Annotated in this window: 22 protein-coding genes; 16 read left to right on the top strand and 6 right to left on the bottom strand. The window is 46.1% G+C overall.

What is annotated here, in order from left to right:
• Positions 1-76: 76 nt before the first annotated feature.
• Positions 77-361 (top strand): H-NS-like global regulator TsrA, encoded by a 285-nt coding sequence (gene tsrA, locus TW81_RS04370; protein ID WP_045954512.1) that lies wholly within the window; start codon positions 77-79, stop codon positions 359-361.
• Between the two features lie 43 nt (positions 362-404).
• Here tsrA and asnC read toward each other — a convergent pair whose 3' ends face one another.
• Complete coding sequence (gene asnC / locus TW81_RS04365; protein WP_045954511.1) at positions 405-869, bottom strand: transcriptional regulator AsnC; 465 nt, start codon at positions 867-869, stop codon at positions 405-407.
• 101 nt (positions 870-970) lie between these two features.
• Between asnC and TW81_RS04360 the strand changes: the two genes are divergently transcribed.
• From TW81_RS04360 to TW81_RS04350, 3 genes are all read left to right on the top strand, one after another.
• A complete protein-coding gene (locus tag TW81_RS04360; RefSeq protein ID WP_045954510.1) occupies positions 971-4,111 on the top strand; it encodes an ABC transporter substrate binding protein in 3,141 nt (1,046 codons plus the stop codon).
• A gap of 62 nt (positions 4,112-4,173) precedes the next feature.
• Positions 4,174-4,953, top strand: a complete 780-nt coding sequence (locus tag TW81_RS04355) for a class I SAM-dependent methyltransferase (RefSeq protein ID WP_045954509.1) — start codon at positions 4,174-4,176, stop codon at positions 4,951-4,953.
• 100 nt (positions 4,954-5,053) lie between these two features.
• On the top strand, positions 5,054-5,608 hold the full coding sequence (locus tag TW81_RS04350; protein WP_045954508.1) for a hypothetical protein: 555 nt from the start codon (positions 5,054-5,056) through the stop codon (positions 5,606-5,608).
• A gap of 54 nt (positions 5,609-5,662) precedes the next feature.
• Here the strand turns inward: TW81_RS04350 and TW81_RS04345 are convergent, their stop codons facing one another.
• Complete coding sequence (locus tag TW81_RS04345; RefSeq protein WP_045954507.1) at positions 5,663-6,547, bottom strand: carboxylate/amino acid/amine transporter; 885 nt, start codon at positions 6,545-6,547, stop codon at positions 5,663-5,665.
• A gap of 57 nt (positions 6,548-6,604) precedes the next feature.
• Positions 6,605-7,030 carry a universal stress protein UspA gene (gene uspA / locus TW81_RS04340; RefSeq protein WP_045954506.1) on the bottom strand — a complete coding sequence of 142 codons (426 nt, stop codon included), beginning with the start codon at positions 7,028-7,030 and terminating at the stop codon, positions 6,605-6,607.
• Between the two features lie 153 nt (positions 7,031-7,183).
• On the opposite strand from uspA, the gene ftnA reads away from it, so the two are divergent.
• The 4 genes from ftnA (at position 7,184) to TW81_RS04320 (ending at position 10,318) form a co-directional block, all read left to right on the top strand.
• Positions 7,184-7,711: a non-heme ferritin gene (ftnA, locus tag TW81_RS04335; RefSeq protein WP_045954505.1), complete on the top strand. Its 528-nt coding sequence runs from the start codon at positions 7,184-7,186 to the stop codon at positions 7,709-7,711.
• 72 nt (positions 7,712-7,783) lie between these two features.
• On the top strand, positions 7,784-8,107 hold the full coding sequence (gene uspB, locus TW81_RS04330) for a universal stress protein UspB (RefSeq protein ID WP_045954504.1): 324 nt from the start codon (positions 7,784-7,786) through the stop codon (positions 8,105-8,107).
• A gap of 104 nt (positions 8,108-8,211) precedes the next feature.
• Positions 8,212-9,405 (top strand): BaiN/RdsA family NAD(P)/FAD-dependent oxidoreductase, encoded by a 1,194-nt coding sequence (locus tag TW81_RS04325; RefSeq protein ID WP_045954503.1) that lies wholly within the window; start codon positions 8,212-8,214, stop codon positions 9,403-9,405.
• Positions 9,406-9,493: 88 nt separating this feature from the next.
• Positions 9,494-10,318, top strand: coding sequence for an HDOD domain-containing protein (locus TW81_RS04320; protein WP_045954502.1), 825 nt, complete (start codon positions 9,494-9,496; stop codon positions 10,316-10,318).
• A gap of 26 nt (positions 10,319-10,344) precedes the next feature.
• Here the strand turns inward: TW81_RS04320 and TW81_RS04315 are convergent, their stop codons facing one another.
• A complete protein-coding gene (locus TW81_RS04315; RefSeq protein WP_045954501.1) occupies positions 10,345-11,250 on the bottom strand; it encodes a DMT family transporter in 906 nt (301 codons plus the stop codon).
• 164 nt (positions 11,251-11,414) lie between these two features.
• Here TW81_RS04315 and rmuC point away from each other — a divergent pair, with 164 nt between their 5' ends.
• From rmuC to tatC, 7 genes are all read left to right on the top strand, one after another.
• A complete protein-coding gene (rmuC, locus tag TW81_RS04310) occupies positions 11,415-12,965 on the top strand; it encodes a DNA recombination protein RmuC (RefSeq protein ID WP_045954500.1) in 1,551 nt (516 codons plus the stop codon).
• A 54-nt stretch (positions 12,966-13,019) separates the two neighbouring features.
• Positions 13,020-13,802 carry a bifunctional demethylmenaquinone methyltransferase/2-methoxy-6-polyprenyl-1,4-benzoquinol methylase UbiE gene (ubiE, locus tag TW81_RS04305; protein ID WP_045954499.1) on the top strand — a complete coding sequence of 261 codons (783 nt, stop codon included), beginning with the start codon at positions 13,020-13,022 and terminating at the stop codon, positions 13,800-13,802.
• An 11-nt stretch (positions 13,803-13,813) separates the two neighbouring features.
• Positions 13,814-14,419 carry a ubiquinone biosynthesis accessory factor UbiJ gene (locus TW81_RS04300; RefSeq protein ID WP_045954498.1) on the top strand — a complete coding sequence of 202 codons (606 nt, stop codon included), beginning with the start codon at positions 13,814-13,816 and terminating at the stop codon, positions 14,417-14,419.
• Positions 14,416-16,050, top strand: coding sequence for a ubiquinone biosynthesis regulatory protein kinase UbiB (ubiB, locus tag TW81_RS04295; RefSeq protein WP_045954497.1), 1,635 nt, complete (start codon positions 14,416-14,418; stop codon positions 16,048-16,050). The genes TW81_RS04300 and ubiB overlap by 4 nt, the downstream gene beginning before the upstream one ends.
• A gap of 50 nt (positions 16,051-16,100) precedes the next feature.
• On the top strand, positions 16,101-16,340 hold the full coding sequence (tatA, locus tag TW81_RS04290; RefSeq protein ID WP_045954496.1) for a Sec-independent protein translocase subunit TatA: 240 nt from the start codon (positions 16,101-16,103) through the stop codon (positions 16,338-16,340).
• 3 nt (positions 16,341-16,343) lie between these two features.
• Positions 16,344-16,778 carry a Sec-independent protein translocase protein TatB gene (tatB, locus tag TW81_RS04285; RefSeq protein ID WP_045954495.1) on the top strand — a complete coding sequence of 145 codons (435 nt, stop codon included), beginning with the start codon at positions 16,344-16,346 and terminating at the stop codon, positions 16,776-16,778.
• Positions 16,779-16,841: 63 nt separating this feature from the next.
• Positions 16,842-17,582 carry a twin-arginine translocase subunit TatC gene (tatC, locus tag TW81_RS04280; RefSeq protein WP_045954494.1) on the top strand — a complete coding sequence of 247 codons (741 nt, stop codon included), beginning with the start codon at positions 16,842-16,844 and terminating at the stop codon, positions 17,580-17,582.
• Between the two features lie 48 nt (positions 17,583-17,630).
• On the opposite strand, the gene TW81_RS04275 is transcribed toward tatC, so the two are convergent.
• Together TW81_RS04275 and TW81_RS04270 are read right to left on the bottom strand one after the other, a co-directional pair.
• Entirely contained in the window at positions 17,631-18,830 is a 1,200-nt protein-coding gene (locus TW81_RS04275) for a cation:proton antiporter (protein ID WP_045954493.1), read from the bottom strand.
• 32 nt (positions 18,831-18,862) lie between these two features.
• Positions 18,863-19,633 (bottom strand): TatD family hydrolase, encoded by a 771-nt coding sequence (locus TW81_RS04270; RefSeq protein WP_045954527.1) that lies wholly within the window; start codon positions 19,631-19,633, stop codon positions 18,863-18,865.
• A gap of 147 nt (positions 19,634-19,780) precedes the next feature.
• Between TW81_RS04270 and hemB the strand changes: the two genes are divergently transcribed.
• Entirely contained in the window at positions 19,781-20,824 is a 1,044-nt protein-coding gene (gene hemB / locus TW81_RS04265; protein ID WP_045954492.1) for a porphobilinogen synthase, read from the top strand.
• Positions 20,825-20,860 lie beyond the last annotated feature (36 nt).

Raw genomic sequence — 20,860 nt, 5'->3', positions numbered from 1 at the left:
TGCTAAGCCTTGATAATCTATAAAAACGCTGTATATTTGACCTTCCTACTTCGGGTTCCGCGGATTAAACATAGCGATGTCAATGACAACATACGAGATGGCTCGTGTATTGGAGCAGTTGGAAGACACTCCAGAAAAGATCATGTTTGGTAAACTCCTAAGTGAGTTAGGTAGCCAGAGCGGTGAGCGTATCCGCAGTGCTGCAAAGCAAGTACCGTTACCAGTGTTGCGTGATATGGTTTATCAGTTTCAGCAAGTGATTGATTCACGCAAAGGGGAGCTGGTTGAGTCTCTGGCAAAAGAGATTGCTGAGCAAGGCATTTCCGTTGATGACCTAAAGACGTATTTAGAATCGAAGTAGCGGTTTAATACTGCTGATAAATAACTCGCTGCGGCGAGTTTTTTTATGGGTTTACGTTACGATTAATCGGGTTTTGCAAAGAGATTAAGGTTTCCGTTGACTGAACTTCATCAATAGCTTGCAGCTTATCAATCAACACATATTGTAGCTCTTCAATTGAACGGCACATCAGTTTGACAAAAATGTTGTATGCGCCAGTGGTGTAGTATGCCTCGACGACTTCTTCCAGCGCGTTGAGTTTCTCAAGAGCAGAGTGATAATCACGAGCCGCATTAAGATTAATGCCGATAAAGCAGCACACATCGTAACCTAGCTTTTTGGTATCAACGATAACTTCAGTACCTTGAATAATGTCGGCTGACTTCATTTTTTCAATACGCACGTGGATGGTCGCAGGGCTAACCTCAAATTGTTTGGCCATTTCCGCGTAGGGTGTGCGAGCATCTTCCATGAGAGTCTTTAATATCGCCTTGTCTAAGTCGTCGAGTTTGATACCGTGTGCTTGCATGTCAGTCCTTGTAAATCAGCTTAACTTTGTTGATTAAGTACAAATTATCACCAGTAGTGATACAATTATATTCATACTTCCTTGATTTAGAGACTATTTTAGTGCGTTTTTGTCTCCTCCTTCTAGCCTTTATCATCAGTTTTTCTGCCCTTGCGGACGAGAAAGACGTGCTAGTTGTGCACTCATACCATCAAGGTTTGTTTTGGACAGACTCCTTTCAAGATGGCCTCGAAAAGCAGCTTAAAAGTGCTGATGTTGCTACCATTCGGGTTGTATATCTCGATACCAAACGGACACAAAGCGATGCTTACTTTGATCAGCTCTATTCTTTGTACAAAACGAAGTTTGAGCAAGAGCGTTTTAGGGCGGTAGTCGTCAGTGATAACAATGCGTTAAGCCTGATGAATCGCTTGGCCCCAGAACTTGGTAATACGCCAATCATTTTTGGTGGTATCAACGACTATGACCCTGCAATGTATCGCGCTCTCAATGCAACAGGAGTAACGGAAGATCTCGATTTATACAGCAATATTTCACTTATCGAGCGTATTCAGCCACATGTGAAATCCATCTATGTCATTACTGACCATTCTGTGACTGGTGAAGCTGGTCGTTCACTGGTGAAAAAATTTCTTGTACGTTACCCCCAGTATCAAGGCCGCGTCATTGCCTACACGCCAGATAAGTCTGAAGATCTTATTCAGTTTGTTGAGCAACTTGATGCGACGGCAAGCTTGTTGTTTGGCATGTATTATCGCGACAAAGATGGCTTGATCGGTAGTCAAAAGGATCAGTGGGAGCGCTTAAATACGATCTCTAAAGCGCCGATCTATATGGTTCATGATCTCGGTTTTGGCTACGGTGCCGTGGGAGGTGTTCTTCAGAGCGGTTATCAGCAAGGTCAACAGGCAGCACAGCTCTTATTGCGCGTGTTGGAAAACCCGACAGCGCCACTGCCAGAGGTAGAAGTTGGCAATCCGGAGATTCAGCTCGACTATCAAGCGGTTGTGAAATGGGGACTGGGCATTGAAGAGGAAGCCACATCTGTCGTCTTCAATCAGCCCCAGTCTTTTTCTGACCGCTATCAACAAGAGATTAAGCTTGTCGGCGGGTTAGTGGTACTGCTGTCATTTATTATCTTGGGGCTGATTTACTATCTGAGGCGTATCAAGCGCAGCGAGCAACAGGCCAGAGAGAGTCAAACCTTAATCGAAATGGTGTTTGACCAAAGTTATCATTTCATCGGTGTGCTTGATGGTGAGGGTTATATTGTTTCAAGTAACCGTAAACTGCACGACCTACTTTATGATCAAAACTTTAGTATTGAACGTCCAATATGGCAGCATCGTCATTGGGAGCAAAGAGCATCAGAGCAGCTCAAGCAGTTCTTTTCTGCGCAGCAGAATGATGCAATGGCACAGTTTGAAGCAGAGATTTGGCATGCTGATCAGGGCGCGATGATCCTAGAGCTATCGCTACGATTGATTCCAATGCTCAACGGCGAGAAGCAGTATTTGCTAGAAGCTCGTGATATTACTTCTCGTAAACTCACCGAAGAGCGATTGTTTCAACGTGAGGCCAATCTGAGCCATTACTATGATCAACAACCGGTGATGATGGTGACCCTTGATGAGCGCAATCGCATTCAGCAAGTAAACCAATTTGCCGAGCAGTTGCTTGGTTATCGCTCAGACCAAGTATTGGGTCATAGATTAAGTGAATTCTATTTTCACGATACGTCACTGGCACCGAGACAGGTATTACTGCAGCCGAAGCAGGCTATGAAAGGCGTATGGCGGCGTGAGATAGAATATCGACATGCGGACGGACACATCGTTTGGGTGCGTGAAAATATTCGCCCGTTAGCTGAGTCAGGCCACTTACTTATCGTCGGCGAGGATGTGACGGAGACGAAAACCCTCTCTGAACAATTACAGTATCAGGCAGAGCATGATTTGCTAACGGGAGCGTACAACCGTAACTACTTTGAAGCCCAGCTTGATAAAGCACTTCGTGAAGTTGAGAGTTATACCCGAACTCATGCCATGCTCTATATCGATCTCGACCAGCTCAAAGTTCTCAATGATACTGCAGGGCACGAGGCAGGGGATGCGGCAATTCAATTCTCAGCCAGCATGTTGGAAGAAATTCTGCCATACAATACGATTCTCGCCCGCATGGGAGGTGACGAGTTCGCTATTTTACTCAAGGATTGCACCGAACTCGATGCCAAGAAACTGGCGGCGACCATCATCAAAACGCTCAGTGAACACGCATTTGTCTGGGAAGAGATTAGCATCAACTTAAACTGCTCGATCGGTATTCGTCTGATTGACCACACGGCTTCTTCGCCACAAATGGTTCATGCGCAAGCTGATACAGCTTGTCATGTGGCGAAAGAAGAAGGGCGCAATCGCTACAGTATGTATTGTCTAGACGACAAAGAATTGCGTCGTCGTGAGCAAGAGATGGAGAGCGTCAATTTAGTCCACAACGCACTAGCCAACCAACGCATTGAACTTTTCGCTCAGCAGATTCTTGATCTGACGGGTGAAGAGCAGGGCATGCACTTTGAGATATTGATTCGAATTAAAAGCGCGGCTGGGGAATACATCTCGCCGGGGATCTTTATGCCAGCCTCCGAGCGTTACAACATTGCCCACTTGCTTGATAAGCAGGTGGTACATCAAACCTTAACTTGGTTTGAACAGCACCCACAGGCTTTGGCACAACTAGGCCTGTGCGCAATCAACTTGTCTGGTCACTCGATGGGCAACAAAGAGTTCATCGCTTATCTATTAGACAAACTCGAACAGAGCCCTGTACCATGCAACAAAATCTGCCTTGAGATCACCGAAACTGCCGCGATGAGCAATATGAATCAATCGATAGAGTTCTTCAGCCAACTCAAATCCCTTGGTTGCCGAATCGCACTGGATGATTTTGGCTCGGGTCTCTCCTCGTTTGGCTATTTGAAAAAGCTCCCAGTTGATATTGTTAAGATTGATGGGCTTTTTGTTCGCGATATTGATGTCAATGAAATGGACCATCTGATGGTACGTTCAATTAATGATCTCGCCAAACAGATGGGCAAACAAACGGTCGCTGAGTTTGTTGAAAATGCGCAAATTCTTGAGCAATTGATGGAGTTGGGTGTCGACTATGCTCAGGGGTATGTCATCGGCAAGCCGAAACCTCTGGCCGAGTTAGTGGCTGAACTTTCCCTCGCACAGAATGCTTAGTGAAGTGGCTCAAAATCCAGTACACTGCGGCGCAAAACTACGACCACTTTTAGGAGCACTGCGTGCAACTACAACTGCTTTGTGAAGACCAAACCCAAACGGAACGCTTTCTACAGCTGACACAGCGTTGGGGGTTAACTCATTGCGATGAGAGTGTGTTTGCTCTGGTACTGACAGAGCAACGCCTAGAACTTCGCAAGCTAGATGAACCCAAATTGGGCGCAATATTTGTCGATCTGGCTGGTGGTGCGGTGGCGCATAGACGCAAGTTTGGTGGTGGCAAAGGTCAGGCGATTGCCAAAGCAGCAGGGTTGAACAAAGGTGCGACACCAACCATTTTGGATGGTACGGCAGGGTTAGGGCGAGATGCGTTTGTCCTTGCGTCTCTAGGGTGTAAGGTGCAGATGGTTGAACGACATCCGGTTGTGGCGGCATTACTTGATGATGGTTTGGAGAGAGCGAAAGGCGACTCTGAGATTGGAGATTGGGTTACGGAGCGCATGTCGTTGATTCACGCCTCTAGCCACAATGCGCTTAATCAGCTTGCTCAAGATTCCGAATTTGTTAAACCCGATGTAGTGTATCTCGATCCCATGTACCCACATCCAGAGAATAAGAAAAAAAGCGCGTTGGTTAAGAAAGAGATGCGTGTATTTCAGTCTTTGGTCGGCGCAGATCTTGATGCCGATGGGCTGTTGGAACCTGCTTTAGCCCTTGCGGGTAAAAGAGTAGTAGTGAAAAGGCCAGATTACGCTGGCTGGCTTGATGAGCAAAAGCCAACGATGGCGATTGAGACGAAAAAGAATCGTTTTGATGTTTATGTTAATGCATCAATGACTTAGAAATTGTAGCTGTACTAGACTCAGTTTTATTCTTGCTAATTAGTCTTTGAACGGGTATATCTTACTAAGAACTATTCGTATTCTTAGCTGGAGTGGTCGTGTGGCTAAACGTTTTTGTAAGATGAACCGTAAACAGATTGCGGATAATTTGGGCGAGATTCATCGTTTGGTGGTTGAGCCTAAATACATCTGTCGTTCGTGTGCTCGTTCATCCGCTTCGAAAAATTCATTATGTAAGCCTGCTGCTATCCCTCCTCAAGTTTGCCAAGATAAACCTGCCGAGCTACAACAAAACTCTGCACTACTCGCGGAAGCACTGCCTGCAGCAACTTCGATTGCTGAACAACAGAAAGCGCTAGCGGTACGACGTGTGATAGACAGAGTCAAGCAACGAGCACAGCAGCAAAAAGGCGAACTCATGTTGAGCCAAGTCCCGCAAATAACGATAGACGCCGTTGATTTAGCAGATAAAAAATCACTTAAGCAGGCGAAAAAAGCGCTTAAGAAGCACTATAAGCAACAGAAAAAGCTCATTAAACTGGCGAAGAAACAGAACAAATTGATGCAAAAGCAGAAGAAACTTGAAGCTAAGGTTGAGCGAATTAACCTAAGTTCCGAGGGGGGAGAGCTGCAATTGACTAGCAACCTACACTAGCAATACTTACCAAAACCATGCCTTCACCAACCGAAAGCATGGTTTGGAAAGGCACTACCTTGTTGATGTCTGGTAGCTCTGTTCAACCTTACGCTTGACCCAAGTTTCGTTTACCCACAAAGAGAGCAAAATAATCGCTCCACCAATCGCTAACTGAGTAATATCGACATCTCGGTTCCAAATCACAATGTTGACGATAAGGCCTGCTGGTACCAAGGCGTTGTTCATGACGGCAAGCGCACCAGCATTGACCATAGTTGCGCCTTTGTTCCAAGCAAAATAGCCCAAGCCTGATGCAATAAGCCCAAGATAGATCAATACGCCCCATTGAGTGTTGGTTGTTGGCATCTTGTCTATGTTACCCATTAAGGCGAAAGCAACCGTTGCGACGCACAGTGCACCCAAGTAGAAGTAACCAAAGATAGCGTGCTGAGGCAAATCAACCTGATATTTCTCCATAAGATACTTGTAGCCAACCTGGCCGATCGCGAAACAGATATTTGCCCCTTGTACCACTAAGAAGCCGACAATGAAGTTATCATTGATGCCAGCAAATTTGATAAATGCAGCGCCTGCAACCGCAATGACAGCGGTCACCAAATACCAAGGGGAAAAACGACGCTTAAGCAAATCGTAGATCAGAGTGACATAGATAGGTGTAAAGACGGTGAACAGAAGCACTTCCGGTACCGAAAGCAGAAGGAAAGATTGGTAGTAGAAGCAGTACATCAAGCCGAGCTGGAAGCCACCTACCACCATTAATTTGGCAATCAACCCTTTATCGACTCCTTTAAATTTAAGGAATGGCAGGAAAACCACGCTCGCCAATGCGACACGCATCAGGACTGAGAACCAAGAATCAACCTGACCAGCAAGATAAACACCGATCAGGCTAAACGAGAACGCCCACAACAAGGTGACCGCAGATAAATACCCCATGATTAAGACTCATTATCAAAAACTATTGGGGCAGTGTATACCAAAGTTAGCGATCAATCAGTCTTTGAGTGGTACTACCAACATATCGACGGGTGAGCAGTTGATCAATTGGCGCGTTGAAGAGAGCAATTTGCTCCAAAAATCTTGATGATGACCACACACCACTAGATCGATATTGAATTCGTTAATCGTGTCACACAGCTCATTGCTTAAATCACCACTGCCAACCAGCGTATGTTTAATCGGGTAATCAGCATGGTCAGCGAGATCTTGCAGCTGTTTCTGTGACGCTTCAATCGCCTGATGTTGTGTTTCGGCTAGATTGATATCGATCAGCCCTGTGTAAAGCTCGGCGTAATTGACATCAATGTGGACAAAAGAGACAGAGGCATCCAGTGGTTTCGCCAACGATACCGCTTTCTCAACCAGTAATCTGCTGTCTTCTGAAAGGTCGATGGCCACCAAAATATGTTGATAACTCATAGTGCTATCTCCTGATATGGGTTCTAATTAAAGATTAGCACCTTGCATGAATAAATTTTGCTGAAGTGATCTCAGATCCACATTTGGTATACAAAGTGTTATGGTGATAAGCAGATGGTCAATTTAACTTCATAGACTTAGTAGGAGTAGTAGATGCTTTCTCAAGCAATGGTCGATCAATTGAATGAGCAAATTAATCTCGAATTTTTCTCATCCAATCTATACTTACAAATGAGTGCTTGGTGTGAAGACAAAGGTTTCGACGGTGCCGCGGAATTTTTACGCAAACATGCCGTAGAAGAGATGGAGCACATGCAGCGTCTTTTCACATACGTGAGCGAGACAGGTGCAATGCCAATCTTAGGCGCCATTGAAGCACCTAAGCACGAATTTAATAGTCTGGGCGATGTCTTCCGCGAGACATTTGAACATGAGCAGATGATTACTGAAAAAATCAACAAACTTGCCCATGTCGCGTTTACATCACAAGATTATTCTACTTTCAACTTCTTGCAGTGGTACGTTGCAGAGCAGCACGAGGAAGAGAAGTTATTTAAAGGGATCTTAGATAAGTTAGATCTAGTTGGCGAAGACGGCAAAGCGCTGTTCTTTATCGACAAAGATTTAGCAGCTTTGGCAAAAGAAGGTTCATCTTCGATCATGGATGCCCCAGCTGGATAATGTTCAGCAATAAGACACTCTAAGTAGATCGTCTTTTTCTCCGGGCATGCGCGAAGATGTAGGGAGGAAAAGATGATCAACGCTGACACAATTCTATTTGCGCTAATGATGGTGACGCTAGTAAATATGGCGCGCTACCTGACGGCGCTGCGTTCTCTGATTTACATCATGCGTGAAGCCCACCCGTTGCTTTATCAGCAAGTAGACGGCAACGGTTTCTTTACCACTCACGGCAACGTTACTAAGCAAGTGCGCCTATTTCACTACATCAAGAGTAAGGAATACCATCATCACCATGATGAAGTCTTTACCGGAAAGTGCGACAGGGTGAGAGAGTTATTTATTCTATCGACTTCGCTTCTCGCGGTTACCTTGCTGGCTGCGATGATTCTTTAGCTCAATTGGCATTCGGCATAAATGTCGTTAAAATAGCCGCGAAAATTGCTAAGGATGTGCACCACGCACATCCTTTTTTATTGGTTTTGGTTGAGTAGTTGTTCATGACAGAAAAGTTTGATGTCGTCATTATTGGCGCAGGTGCCGCTGGACTCATGTGTGCCGCACAGGCGGGTAAGCGTGGTCGTAAAGTCTTGGTGCTGGAGCACGGCAAAAAACCAGGGCGAAAAATCCTGATTGCCGGTGGTGGTCGATGTAATTTCACTAACTATGACGTGTCGGCAAACAATTTCTTATGTCAAAACCCTCACTTCGTTAAATCTGCGCTTTCTCAGTACACCAACTGGGACTTTATCGCTATGGTCAGCAAGCATGGTATTGAGTTTGAAGAGCGCGATCATGGTCAGCTATTTTGTGTCGGTGACTACAATTCCAAAGACATCGTCAAGATGTTGCTGGCTGAGTGTGACTTACCAACGGTAACGCAACGCTACCAGCAAGACGTCCACCATATTGAAAAAACCACGACAGGATTCGTGCTGCACTCAAACACCGATGTGATTGAGTGTGACTCCTTGGTGGTGGCAACGGGAGGGCTTTCCATGCCTAAACTCGGTGCGACGCCATTTGGTTACAAGATTGCAGAGCAATTTGATTTAAACGTGGTACCCACCAGTGCAGGCTTAGTGCCATTTACGCTCCACAAGGAAGACAAAGAGGCGTTTGCCGAATTGTCGGGCATCGCCATACCCGCAGAAATAACAGCCCAAGACGGCACAGTATTTAAAGAGGCGTTGCTGTTTACTCATCGTGGTTTGTCGGGGCCTTCCGTGTTACAAATTTCGTCGTTCTGGAAAGCGGGTCAAGCGGTTACCATTAACCTAGTTCCTGAAGTGGATGTTGATGAATTACTGCAACGTTCATTAGAGAAGCACCCCAATCAGAGTTTAAAAAACACCTTGGCGAAAGTGCTACCTAAGCGTTTAGTTGAGGTGCTAATCGAGCGTAAAATCTTCGAAGACAAGCCACTTAAACAATTTAATTCCAAGCAGCTCAGCGCCATAACGAGCCAACTAGAGAACTGGCAAATTGCACCCAATGGCACCGAGGGTTACCGCACCGCGGAAGTAACACTAGGTGGTGTGGATACTCAGCACATCTCTTCAAAAACCATGGAATGCAATCAAGTGCAAGGCTTGTATTTCATTGGCGAAGTTATGGATGTCACTGGCTGGTTAGGTGGATATAACTTCCAATGGTGTTGGAGTTCTGGTTTCGTGGCCGGGCAGTGGGTGTAATTTTCATCAAGGAATTGTGATTAGAGTTTATTCATTAGTACTACACTTATCTTATAAAAAAGTGAAGGGCATCTAAGGAGTAAACTCTATGAGTCAACAAGCACTGATCTCACGTATTAACGAGCTACCACGTATCGAAAGTGTTCTCCAAGAATTGCTTGAGATGGTAAACCGAGATTCAATCAATTTTGGCGAGCTAGCCCATAAAATGGCAATGGATCAGGTACTGTTGGCCAGAGTGCTAAGAATGGCTAACTCGGCACAATTTGGTGGGGTTAAAGGAGTAGCCAACATTAATGATGCAATTGTGCGCATCGGGATTGGTGCGATTCGCAATCTTATCTCTTCATCAATTCTCGCTTCAAGTTTCCCCAAAATTGAAACCCTCAACATTAAAGATTATTGGGCAGCGACATTTGAAATCGCCACCATCGCCAGCACAATCGCTAAAGATATTAAGCTAGACCCCAACGAAGCCTTTACTACCGGTATATTGCACAACATCGGCGAGTTAATGATCCACACGCTCGAACCGGAAAAAGCCATTTTAATTAGTCAGCGCGTCGCGAGCGGCGAAAATCCGGCTCAGGTTCAGCGCGAAGTACTGGGTGTCGATGCTCAACAGCTAGGCGCAGTGTTAGCAGAAAGTTGGAAATTCCCGACAGAGCTGGTGGATGCGATCGCCAATGTGAATCACCCCGGCAAAGCGGTTGAGTCAAAGCGCTTGGCGTGTTTAATGTATTTAGCCCGAGATGCTCACCAGCGCTGGGATATGATGTTCGATGAGAGCGAAAAGCAGGCGTATTTAGCGCGCAGCAAGGCGGCGGTGGCATTGCATGTTTCTCCGCAATTGGCGGTAAAAATTGATGCGGTACGTGGTCAAGGTAGTGAGCTAGCCTATCAACTGTTTTAGCTAGGCCAGCTTATGTTACGAGTTTGTTATGCTGACTGTTTGGTGAGATCTTTTTTGCCAAATTTGATCTGCTGGATCACTAACCCAGTAATAATCAACACTAAGCCGACAAGCGTAGATGAATGAATCTGCTCGCCAATAATGGTCGCCAGTAGCATCAGTGAAATAAACGGAGAGGCAAAGATCAGATTGCTTAGGCGCGACGTGTTCTGAGTGAGTTTCAGAGCGCTTAACCACAGCACGAAGGTGATACCCATCTCAAACAAGCCGACATAGCTCACTGCAAGCCAGCCTTGTAATGTAATCTGACTAAAACTCTCACCCTCATAGATGGTTAAGCCAAGGGCAAACGGAATCGCGACCAGAAAACCAAGTAAGACACCAACAACCGGATCGGCTTTGTTTTTGGTGTTAAGGATCCAATAGCTTGCCCACAATAAAGTGGAAAACAACGCCAATCCTACCCCAAGCGGGCTCTCAAAGTTGAGGCCGAGAATATCACCTTGCGTGGCGATAACAATCACACCTAAATAACTGAACGAGCACGCCGCCCAATCTTGCTTACGAATCTTCTGCCCTAAGAAAACCGCCGCCATCAACGTAAGAGTAATGGCCCAACTGTAATTGATTGCCTGCGCTTGGGAGGCAGGCAGCAGCTCATAGGCTTTAAATAAAATCACGTAGTACGCAAGCGGATTGATCAGACCCAGCAGGAGGTAATAGCCGGGGTTAGAGATAAAAGTCGTCGGCAGAGTTTTCAGTTTGCCTTGTGCAGCACAGATGACTAATAAGGCCAGAGCAGAGACGACACTAGCCACGGTGAGCATTTGAATGGGAGAAAACTCCGCGAGAGTAATTTTGAAAGCTGTGGCGACTGTTGACCAGAGTAAAACCGCTGATAAACCTAAGCCCAAAGCACGGCGCTCGTTCATGATCGTCCTTTAATAATGCCAACCCGTTTGCCAACTGGTGACGAGTTTGTCGTAGGGATAAAGCGCCTAGTCTAGCTGTTCGATATTACACCGACAAACTGGACATTTATCCAGTGCTAAAATACCATTGAAAGTATCTTATTCTGAATAGTTAAATCATTATTATGCAATGGATTCTTGAGCATCAAGGCATATTGATCAGCACCTTGGCCGGGGCAGTGACAAGCGGTGTCGCTGTTGGATGGTGGGTCAAACAAAAAATGCGTTTTGACAATCAGCTCCTTGAACAACAGTTAGAATCAAACCAGCAGTTGGCAAGTAATCAAATTAACCAGCTACAACAAGCGCTTAATGACGCACAACAAGAATTAGATCAACTGGATAGTGAGCGCGACAAAGCGGCGTATGAGATAAAACAGTCTCACGGTAAGCTCATGGCGGTGTTAGAAAAGTTACGCTATTTCGATGCGGTAAAACAGGAGCGCCAGCAATATGCACAAGACCTTAATCAGGCGCGCGAACAAAAGTCTCAGCTAGAAGCGCAGTTGCGTGAGCAAGAAGCGCGTCACGAACAACAAAACAAAGCTAATCAAGAAAAGTTGCAGTTACTCGAGCAAGCGGAAGAGCGTCTTAAGCAGCAATTTGAGCAGTTGGCTAATCAGCTATTTGAGGCGAAAACCGCTAAGGTCGATCAGCAGAATCGCCAAAGCCTAGACATTTTGTTGTCTCCGCTCAAAGAGCAGTTAGAAGGGTTTAAAAAGCAGGTCAATGACAGCTTTAACCAAGAGGCAAAAGAGCGCCACACCTTAGTGCATGAACTTAAAAACCTGCAGCGCCTCAATGAACAGATGACCAAGGAAGCGCTTAACTTAACCCAAGCGTTAAAAGGCGACAACAAACAGCAAGGCAATTGGGGCGAGGTTGTACTTGCTCGTGTCTTAGCTGAATCAGGCTTGCGTGAAGGGCATGAATATCAAACCCAAGTTAGCTTACAGAACGAGGCGGGTAAGCGCTATCAACCCGATGTGATTGTTCATTTACCGCAAGAAAAGCAGGTGGTGGTGGACTCTAAGATGGCGTTAGTCGCGTATGAAAGATACTTTAATGCAGAAACCGACGCACAGCGTGACAAGGCACTAAGTGACCACTTGCTTGCTCTTCGTGCTCATATTAAAGGGCTTTCACAGAAGGATTACCATCAACTCAAAGGGATTCAGAGCTTAGACTATGTGCTGATGTTTATTCCGGTTGAGCCCGCATTCCAAGTGGCGATTCAAGCGGATCCAAGTTTGGTCAAAGACGCGATGGAGCAGAACATCATTTTAGTCAGCCCGACGACCTTGCTGGTGGCGCTACGTACCATTGATAACTTGTGGCGCAATGATCGCCAGAACCAAAACGCTAAGTTGATAGCTGAGCGAGCAAGCAAGCTTTACGACAAACTACGCTTGTTTGTTGATGATATGGAAAATTTAGGTGGAGCCTTGGATCGCGCTAATCAAAGCTATCAAGGGGCGATGAATAAACTCGCCACAGGCCGAGGGAATGTTATTCGCCAAGCCGAAAGCTTTAAACAGCTCGGTGTAGAGGTGAAAAAGCCAATTTCAAGCGATCTAGCACAGCTTGCCCAACATGACCAAATCACAGAAAAGCCGCTGCTAGACAAAAATGACTCTTTCGCCCAAAGACATCCGGATGAGGATAAAGTAAACTAATCGCCCGCAGTGCTAGGCCTGTTGAATTACAGCACTGCTCGAAGAGGAATCATCATGACGGATACAAGCGTGCAATCGAATACAGCTTTAGAATCAAATGAAACCACGCATTTTGGTTTCACCACCGTAGCCAAAGAAGAGAAAGTGGCTAAGGTCGCTCAAGTGTTTCACTCTGTGGCGGCTAAATACGACATTATGAATGACCTGATGTCGGGTGGTATTCATCGCTTATGGAAGCGTTTTACTATCGACTGCAGTGGTGTTCGTCCTGGTCAGCGCGTGCTTGACCTTGGTGGTGGTACGGGTGACCTAACGGCAAAATTCTCGCGCATTGTCGGTGAGAAAGGTCACGTGGTACTCGCCGATATCAATAACTCAATGCTTAATGTCGGTCGCGACAAGCTGCGTGATAACGGTATCGTTGGCAATGTGCATTACGTGCAAGCCAACGCAGAAGAGTTGCCGTTCCCTGATGACTATTTTGATGCTATCACCATCAGCTTCTGTTTACGTAACGTGACCGATAAAGATAAAGCGCTGCGCTCGATGTTCCGTGTTCTGAAGCCGGGTGGTCGTTTGTTGGTGCTTGAATTTTCTAAGCCAGTGTTAGAGCCACTATCAAAAATTTACGATACTTACTCATTCCACCTTTTGCCAAAGATGGGCGAGTTGGTTGCCAATGATGCCGAAAGTTACCGCTATCTTGCTGAGTCGATTCGCATGCACCCTGACCAAGAAACGTTGAAAGGCATGATGGATCAAGCTGGTTTTGAACAGACTAGTTATTACAACCTCACAGGTGGCATAGTTGCGCTGCACCGTGGTTACAAGTTTTAAGGTTGGTTGATATGCCCTTTGAGCCTCTTGTGACCGCTGTCATTGAAACAACACTCAACACTCTGATTAACGATGACCCTGAATTGGGTCGTCGTCTTGCCAGACTTAAAGGCCAGGTTATTCAAGTTCACTTTAAAGAGCTGGATAAAACGCTGACTTTCATCTTTAGTCAGCAGATCGATGTGTTGGCCAATTATGAAGGCCAACCTGACTGTTACTTATCTCTCAACCTTTCGATCTTGCCTGAGTTACGTGAACAATCGAACATCACCAAATTGATTAAGCAAGACAAGTTGGTGTTAGAAGGGGATATTCAGTTAGCGCAGAAGTTTTCTCAGCTTATGACCGACTGTAAACCTGATGTCGAAGAGTGGCTGTCGCGAGTTACCGGCGATGTTGTCGCTCATACCGTGGTTCAAGGCGTTGCGAATGTCGGTCAGTTTCTGAAATCTCAAGCTCAAAAGCATCAAAGCCATATGGCTCAAGTGTTAACGGAAGAGTGGCAGATCGCCCCTGCGCCATTAGAAGTGGCGCATTTCTGTGACCAGGTGGATGAGGTGAAAAGCCAAGCATCACGTATTGAAGCTAAATTGAATCAATTGCTGGAGCGTGCATGACCCCAACAGAGCTGCGTCGCTTATATCATATCGTTCGAGTCCAGCTTGAATATGGGCTTGATGAATTACTGCCAACCCATCAACTGACCAAAGCGCCCCTGCTGGCGAGAAAAAGCCTCTTTTGGATTAAGAATCAACACCCAGATAAGCCACTAGGTGATAGGTTGCGCCTCGCCCTGCAAGAACTTGGTCCGGTATGGATTAAGTTTGGTCAGATGATGTCGACTCGCCGCGACCTTTTCCCACCGCAGATTGCCGACCCATTGGCACTCCTTCAAGATCAGGTATCACCATTTGATGGTCACTTAGCTAAGCAGCAAATCGAGAAGGCACTCGGTGGCCCACTGGAAACTTGGTTCGATGACTTTGCCATTAAGCCACTGGCTTCGGCTTCGATTGCACAGGTGCATACAGCGACGCTGAAATCGACTAACCAAGAAGTGGTATTAAAGGTTATTCGCCCAGATATTCGTCCGGTCATTGATGCAGATCTAAAACTCATGTATCGCATGGCGCGTATAGTCGCCAAAGCGCTGCCTGAAGCACGTCGTTTAAAACCAGTTGAAGTGGTGCGTGAGTATGAAAAAACGCTGCTTGATGAGTTAGACCTGCGCCGTGAAGCGGCCAACGCCATTCAGCTCAGACGTAACTTTGAAGGCAGTGAAGAACTCTACGTTCCTGAAGTTATTACTGATTTCAGTAATGAAACTGTCATGGTTTCTGAGCGAATATATGGCATCCAAGTTTCTGATATTGAAGGCTTGAAAGCCAACGGCACCAATATGAAGCTGTTGGCAGAGCGCGGTGTGAGCGTTTTCTTCACTCAGGTTTTCCGCGACAGCTTCTTCCATGCAGATATGCACCCTGGTAACGTTTTTGTCGAGCCTGAACACCCAGAAAACCCACGTTGGATTGGGCTAGATTGCGGTATTGTTGGTACGTTAAATAGTGAAGATAAGCGCTATTTAGCCGAAAACTTTCTCGCTTTCTTTAACCGTGATTATCGACGTGTTGCGGAATTGCATGTTGAATCAGGTTGGGTTCCACGTGAAACCAATATTGATGAATTTGAATTCGCGATACGCATCGTGTGTGAACCGATTTTTGCCAAACCGTTGTGCGAAATTTCATTTGGCCATGTGTTGTTGAACCTCTTTAACACCGCACGTCGCTTCAATATGGAAGTTCAACCACAGTTAGTGCTGCTGCAAAAAACACTGCTTTATGTCGAAGGTTTGGGTCGCCAGTTGTATCCACAACTCGATCTGTGGGAAACCGCAAAGCCTTTCTTAGAAGAGTGGATGATGAATCAAGTTGGGCCTAAAGCGGTGATTAATGCGGTTAAAGATCGTGCGCCGTTTTGGGCCGAGAAACTCCCTGAGTTACCTGAGTTGCTTTATGACAGCTTACGTCAAGGCAAGATGATGAATCAGAGAATGGACCAGCTTTATCAAGGCTATCGCTCAAGCAAAAGGCAGCAGGCAACTGGTAAATTTTTATTTGGTGTTGGAGCCACATTAGTCGTATGCTCGGCAATATTGGTTAACAGCACATATGAGCAGCTTTCGCTGGCCAGCGCCCTAGGTGGGGTCACATTTTGGCTGCTTAGTTGGCGAGCTTATCGTCAATAGACGCTAAACTCTTGAATTAAATTTGTTTAATAAGACCCGAGGTAAAAAGAATGGGTGGTATTAGTATTTGGCAACTTCTGATTATTGCTGTCATCGTCGTTCTACTATTTGGTACTAAAAAGCTACGTGGCATCGGTGGCGACCTAGGTGGTGCGGTAAAAGGCTTTAAAAAAGCGATGAGCGAAGATGAGTCTGACAAGAAAAAAGACGCAGACTTCGAACAGAAAGCGGTAGAGCAGCAGAAAACAGACGCGACTGCTGAAACTAAGAAAGACAAAGAGCAGGCGTAAATCGTGTTTGATATCGGTTTTTGGGAACTGGTATTGATATCTGTCGTCGGGTTGGTGGTTCTAGGGCCTGAGCGTTTACCTCATGCAATTCGCAGTGTGTCAAAGTTTATTGGTGCGGCGAAAAACATGGCGAATAGCGTCAAAGATGAACTCTCACATGAGTTAAAGGTGCAAGAACTGCAAGAAAACTTGCGTAAAGCTGAGCAAATGGGGATGGAAGATTTGTCGCCAGAGCTGAAGTCTTCAGTTGAACAACTCAAGCAAGCGGCGCAAGATGTGCAACGCCCTTATGCGAAGAAAAGTGATTCAGGCGACGCCACCAATAGTGATGTGGTTAATGTAGCGTCTGAATCCGTGCAAAACACTCATGACTCGCAAGGCGCGGTGGAAAGTATTACCACTCAAACTGCGCCACAGGCAGATAAAAAAGCCGAATAGTCTCACGTTTATAGGAGCTGCTATTAAGTGGCTCCTTTTCGATCTTATTGAATTGAGGTTTCCATGTCTTCTGTCGAGCAGACACAGCCTTTGATCAGCCATTTGCTTGAGCTGAGGAATCGCCTGTTACGCGCACTTGTCGCGGTGTTGGTGGTTTTTCTTGGTCTGATCTATTTTGCAAACGACATCTATGAGTTTGTCTCTGCGCCTTTGGTAGAACGCCTACCAGAAGGGGCGACTATGATTGCAACCGATGTCGCATCTCCATTTTTTACACCACTTAAACTGACCTTAATCGCGTCAATTTTTGTTGCGGTTCCGTTTATTCTTTATCAGGTATGGGCCTTTGTCGCACCGGGCTTGTACAAGCATGAACGACGTTTAATTATGCCACTTATGTTTTCAAGTTCGCTGTTGTTTTACTGCGGCGTTGCTTTTGCCTACTTTGTGGTTTTCCCATTGGTATTTGGCTTTTTTACCGCGATCTCATTAGGCGGTGTTGAGTTTGCCACTGATATTTCGAGTTATCTTGATTTTGTCTTGGCGCTATTTTTGGCGTTCGGTATTGCGTTTGAAGTCCCTGTGGCGATTATCTTGCTTTGTTGGACGGGGGCGACAGACCCTCAGAGTCTGAGTCAGAAGCGACCTTACATCGTAGTGGGTGCTTTCGTGGTGGGCATGATGCTAACGCCGCCAGATATGATCTCACAAACGCTACTTGCGATTCCTATGTGTTTACTGTTTGAGGTAGGGCTGTTCTTTGCGCGTTTCTATGTGCGTAAAGACAAGGACATTGAAGAATAAAAACTGTTGTGATTGAAAAAGAGCGGGAACTATCCCGCTCTTTTTTTGCTATTTACCAATTCTCTCAGCGAGAGGTTTGGCGGTAATACCATGTAATACCAAACTAAGGATGACCGTGCAGGTCACCGTCAGGGCGATAAACTTTCCACCCGGTAAATCGGCATCTAATACTATGATGGTGAAAACGATACTGGCTAACCCGCGCGGCCCAAACCAACCCATAAACCAGCGATGTCCTGCTGAGACAGACGTTCCTAAGAAAGATAGATAGATAGGTAGTATGCGAACCACAGTCAGGCTGACCAGTGCGTATATGATCATGTTGGCAGAGAAAAGACCGATCACTTGACCAATCACCGCAGCGCCAAACAATATCCAGGTTAGCATCGCTAATAGCTCGGCAATACTTTCGGTGGTTAATACCAACTGGTGTTTATGACGTGACGCTAAATGGCCGAATAGCAGGCCACCTGTAAAGGCGGCGATATAGCCACTGCCGTGTAGGGTTTGTGCTAAACCGAAGCTACAGAGGGCGATTGCTCCAACGGTAAGTTGTGCCCACACTTCACTTAACCAATCTTTACTTGCGCTCCATTGCAGTAGTTTGGCGCCGATAAAGGCCAGACTTAGCCCGACAATTGCACCAATACCCAGCTCCTCAACAAACACCATTAACGCATGGCTGGTGGTCAGTTCTGCATCGGAAGAACTGGTTGCGACGGCGATAAGAAGAAGTAATACAGGTACGCATAAGCCGTCATTGAGGCCACTTTCTACATTTAAGCCTTCACTCACAGGGGCGGGCACCTTAGGGTTAGAGATGACCGCTTTACCTAATGCTGCATCGGTTGCGGCTAACATAGTGGCGAGAATGGCCGCTTCGACAAAAGACAAAACATCCAATAACACCACCGCCGCAAGCGTGCCCAAAACAATCGCACCAGGCAGACCAAGCAGCAGCATTCTGATTGGGTACATGGCCTTTTGCTTTAATACTGCGAGATTGGAGTTGGCCGCGTCTGAGAATAGAATCAAGGCAAGGGTTAAGTCGGCAAACAGTCGTATCTCATTGGCTTGCGCTGAGCCGCCAATGACACCAAATCCATATTCACCCAGCAGTAAACCTAAACAGACATAGACAATCGGGCCAGAAATACCTGAATTCTCGATCCGCTTTGCTATCAGAGTGTAGAAAAACACAATTCCAGCGATCAGGCTCATTACGGCGTATATGTATTCCAGATCCATCGTCACTTCCTTATTTGATGGGCTTGGTGTGGCTAAAGATTGTTTAAGTTAAACAATATTTGAGCATTCTTGGTCGTTTGTTTATCAAGATCGGCAATGCTTGTTTCACGCAATTGAGCAATGCGTTCGGCAACCAACCAAGTATAAGCAGGTTCATTGCGCTTACCACGATGCGGCACAGGTGCTAGGTAAGGGCAGTCAGTCTCAAGGATGACGTAGTTCATATCTAAATGAGGGATAACCTTATCCATACCGCCATTTTTAAAAGTTGATACCCCACCGAGACCAAGATGAAAGCCAAGCCCATTGATCGCCTGCGCTTCTTCGAGACTGCCACCAAAACAGTGAAACACACCAGAGAGTGAACCATCTTGTTCTTGGCGCAATAGGGTAAGTGTTTCTTCAATCGAGTCGCGCGTGTGGATCACGACTGGAAGTTTCAGCTCTTTCGCCCAATTAAGCTGAGTAATAAACGCCATCTCTTGCTCTGCTTTAAAGGTTTTATCCCAATATAAATCAATACCAATTTCACCTACGGCGATAAAGTTATGCTTCTCAAACCATGAATGGATGATCGCTAGGCTTTGTTTAACGTCGCCATCAACATAGCAAGGGTGCAGACCCATCATAGAGCGGCAAACATCAGGATATTGAGCTTCGGTTTGCAGCATGGGAGCGATGGAATCTAAATCAATATTTGGCAAAAGAATCTTATCAATACCTTGTGCCAACGCACGCTGGACGACTTGGTCACGGTCAATATCAAACTCGGTGGCATAAATGTGTGCGTGGGTATCAATCATCATTTTTCTCGCTATCTGCTGTTGCTGAGAGTATACGGCAGTGTGAGCGTTTGGTCATTTCTTGCATTTTTCTGGGCTGACTCTGGCGTCATGATTTGGGAATGATATGATGCAAACCAAGCACTTTCACCACACAAGGAGAATAGAGTGTCAGTTTCGATTCAAGGCCAATTCCCTGGCCGTCGTATGCGCCGCCTGCGCAAGCATGACTTTAGCCGCCGTTTAATGGCCGAAAACCAATTGTCTGTAAACGATTTGATTTATCCTATGTTTATTCTGATGGGTAAAGATCGCCGCGAAACCGTGGAGTCGATGCCAGGTATCGAACGTCTATCGATTGACTTGATGCTTGAAGAGGCGCAATACCTCGCGCAGCTTGGTGTGCCAGCGATAGCGCTCTTCCCTGTGGTGAATCAAGATGCCAAAAGCTTGTGCGCAGCAGAAGCGTATAACCCAGAAGGCTTAGTTCAGCGTGCGGTGCGCTCACTCAAAGAACATGTGCCGGAAATCGGCGTGATCACGGATGTCGCACTTGACCCATTTACCACTCATGGTCAAGACGGCATCATTGATGAAGAGGGTTACGTACTGAATGACGAAACAACCAAGGTTCTAGTCAAGCAAGCGCTATCGCATGCTGAAGCTGGAGCTGATGTTGTTGCTCCGTCAGATATGATGGATGGCCGCATTGGTGAAATTCGTAAAGCGTTAGAGCAGGCTGGTCATATAAATACTCAAATCATGGCTTACTCTGCTAAATATGCATCGTGCTACTATGGCCCATTCCGTGATGCAGTTGGCAGTGCAAGTAACCTCAAAGGTGGCAACAAGAAAAACTACCAAATGGATCCGGCCAACAGCGATGAAGCGATCCATGAAGTGGCAATGGATGTCAATGAAGGGGCTGACATGGTGATGGTTAAGCCAGGTATGCCATATCTTGACGTTGTACGCCGTGTTAAATCTGAGCTTGAAGTGCCCACTTTTGCTTACCAAGTGTCTGGAGAGTACGCGATGCACAAAGCCGCATTTGCTAATGGTTGGCTAAAAGAGCGTGAAACGGTAATGGAGTCATTATTGTGTTTTAAGCGTGCTGGGGCAGATGGCATTTTGACTTATTTTGCTAAAGACGTCGCAGAGTGGCTAGCAGAAGAAAATGCCCAAGCGGCTACTTTCTTAAAAGACAGCTAACTACCAACACCGCAAAGACTTTAAAGGTTGGCCGTT

Source organism: Vibrio galatheae (genome assembly GCF_000967545.1).
GTDB classification, from domain to species: domain Bacteria; phylum Pseudomonadota; class Gammaproteobacteria; order Enterobacterales; family Vibrionaceae; genus Vibrio; species Vibrio galatheae.
Note: the sequence above shows the minus strand (reverse complement) of the source record. Positions and strands in the feature narration are given on the sequence as shown.

Coding starts and splice junctions, on each gene's coding strand:
- uspB (WP_045954504.1), top strand. CDS start 7,784: ATGATCAACGCTGACACAATTCTATTTGCGCTAATGATGGTGACGCTA.
- TW81_RS04275 (WP_045954493.1), bottom strand. CDS start 18,830: ATGGATCTGGAATACATATACGCCGTAATGAGCCTGATCGCTGGAATT.
- ubiB (WP_045954497.1), top strand. CDS start 14,416: ATGACCCCAACAGAGCTGCGTCGCTTATATCATATCGTTCGAGTCCAG.
- TW81_RS04270 (WP_045954527.1), bottom strand. CDS start 19,633: ATGATTGATACCCACGCACACATTTATGCCACCGAGTTTGATATTGAC.
- TW81_RS04300 (WP_045954498.1), top strand. CDS start 13,814: ATGCCCTTTGAGCCTCTTGTGACCGCTGTCATTGAAACAACACTCAAC.
- tsrA (WP_045954512.1), top strand. CDS start 77: ATGTCAATGACAACATACGAGATGGCTCGTGTATTGGAGCAGTTGGAA.
- tatC (WP_045954494.1), top strand. CDS start 16,842: ATGTCTTCTGTCGAGCAGACACAGCCTTTGATCAGCCATTTGCTTGAG.
- TW81_RS04320 (WP_045954502.1), top strand. CDS start 9,494: ATGAGTCAACAAGCACTGATCTCACGTATTAACGAGCTACCACGTATC.
- TW81_RS04315 (WP_045954501.1), bottom strand. CDS start 11,250: ATGAACGAGCGCCGTGCTTTGGGCTTAGGTTTATCAGCGGTTTTACTC.
- TW81_RS04345 (WP_045954507.1), bottom strand. CDS start 6,547: ATGGGGTATTTATCTGCGGTCACCTTGTTGTGGGCGTTCTCGTTTAGC.
- ubiE (WP_045954499.1), top strand. CDS start 13,020: ATGACGGATACAAGCGTGCAATCGAATACAGCTTTAGAATCAAATGAA.
- ftnA (WP_045954505.1), top strand. CDS start 7,184: ATGCTTTCTCAAGCAATGGTCGATCAATTGAATGAGCAAATTAATCTC.
- asnC (WP_045954511.1), bottom strand. CDS start 869: ATGCAAGCACACGGTATCAAACTCGACGACTTAGACAAGGCGATATTA.
- tatA (WP_045954496.1), top strand. CDS start 16,101: ATGGGTGGTATTAGTATTTGGCAACTTCTGATTATTGCTGTCATCGTC.
- rmuC (WP_045954500.1), top strand. CDS start 11,415: ATGCAATGGATTCTTGAGCATCAAGGCATATTGATCAGCACCTTGGCC.
- TW81_RS04325 (WP_045954503.1), top strand. CDS start 8,212: ATGACAGAAAAGTTTGATGTCGTCATTATTGGCGCAGGTGCCGCTGGA.
- uspA (WP_045954506.1), bottom strand. CDS start 7,030: ATGAGTTATCAACATATTTTGGTGGCCATCGACCTTTCAGAAGACAGC.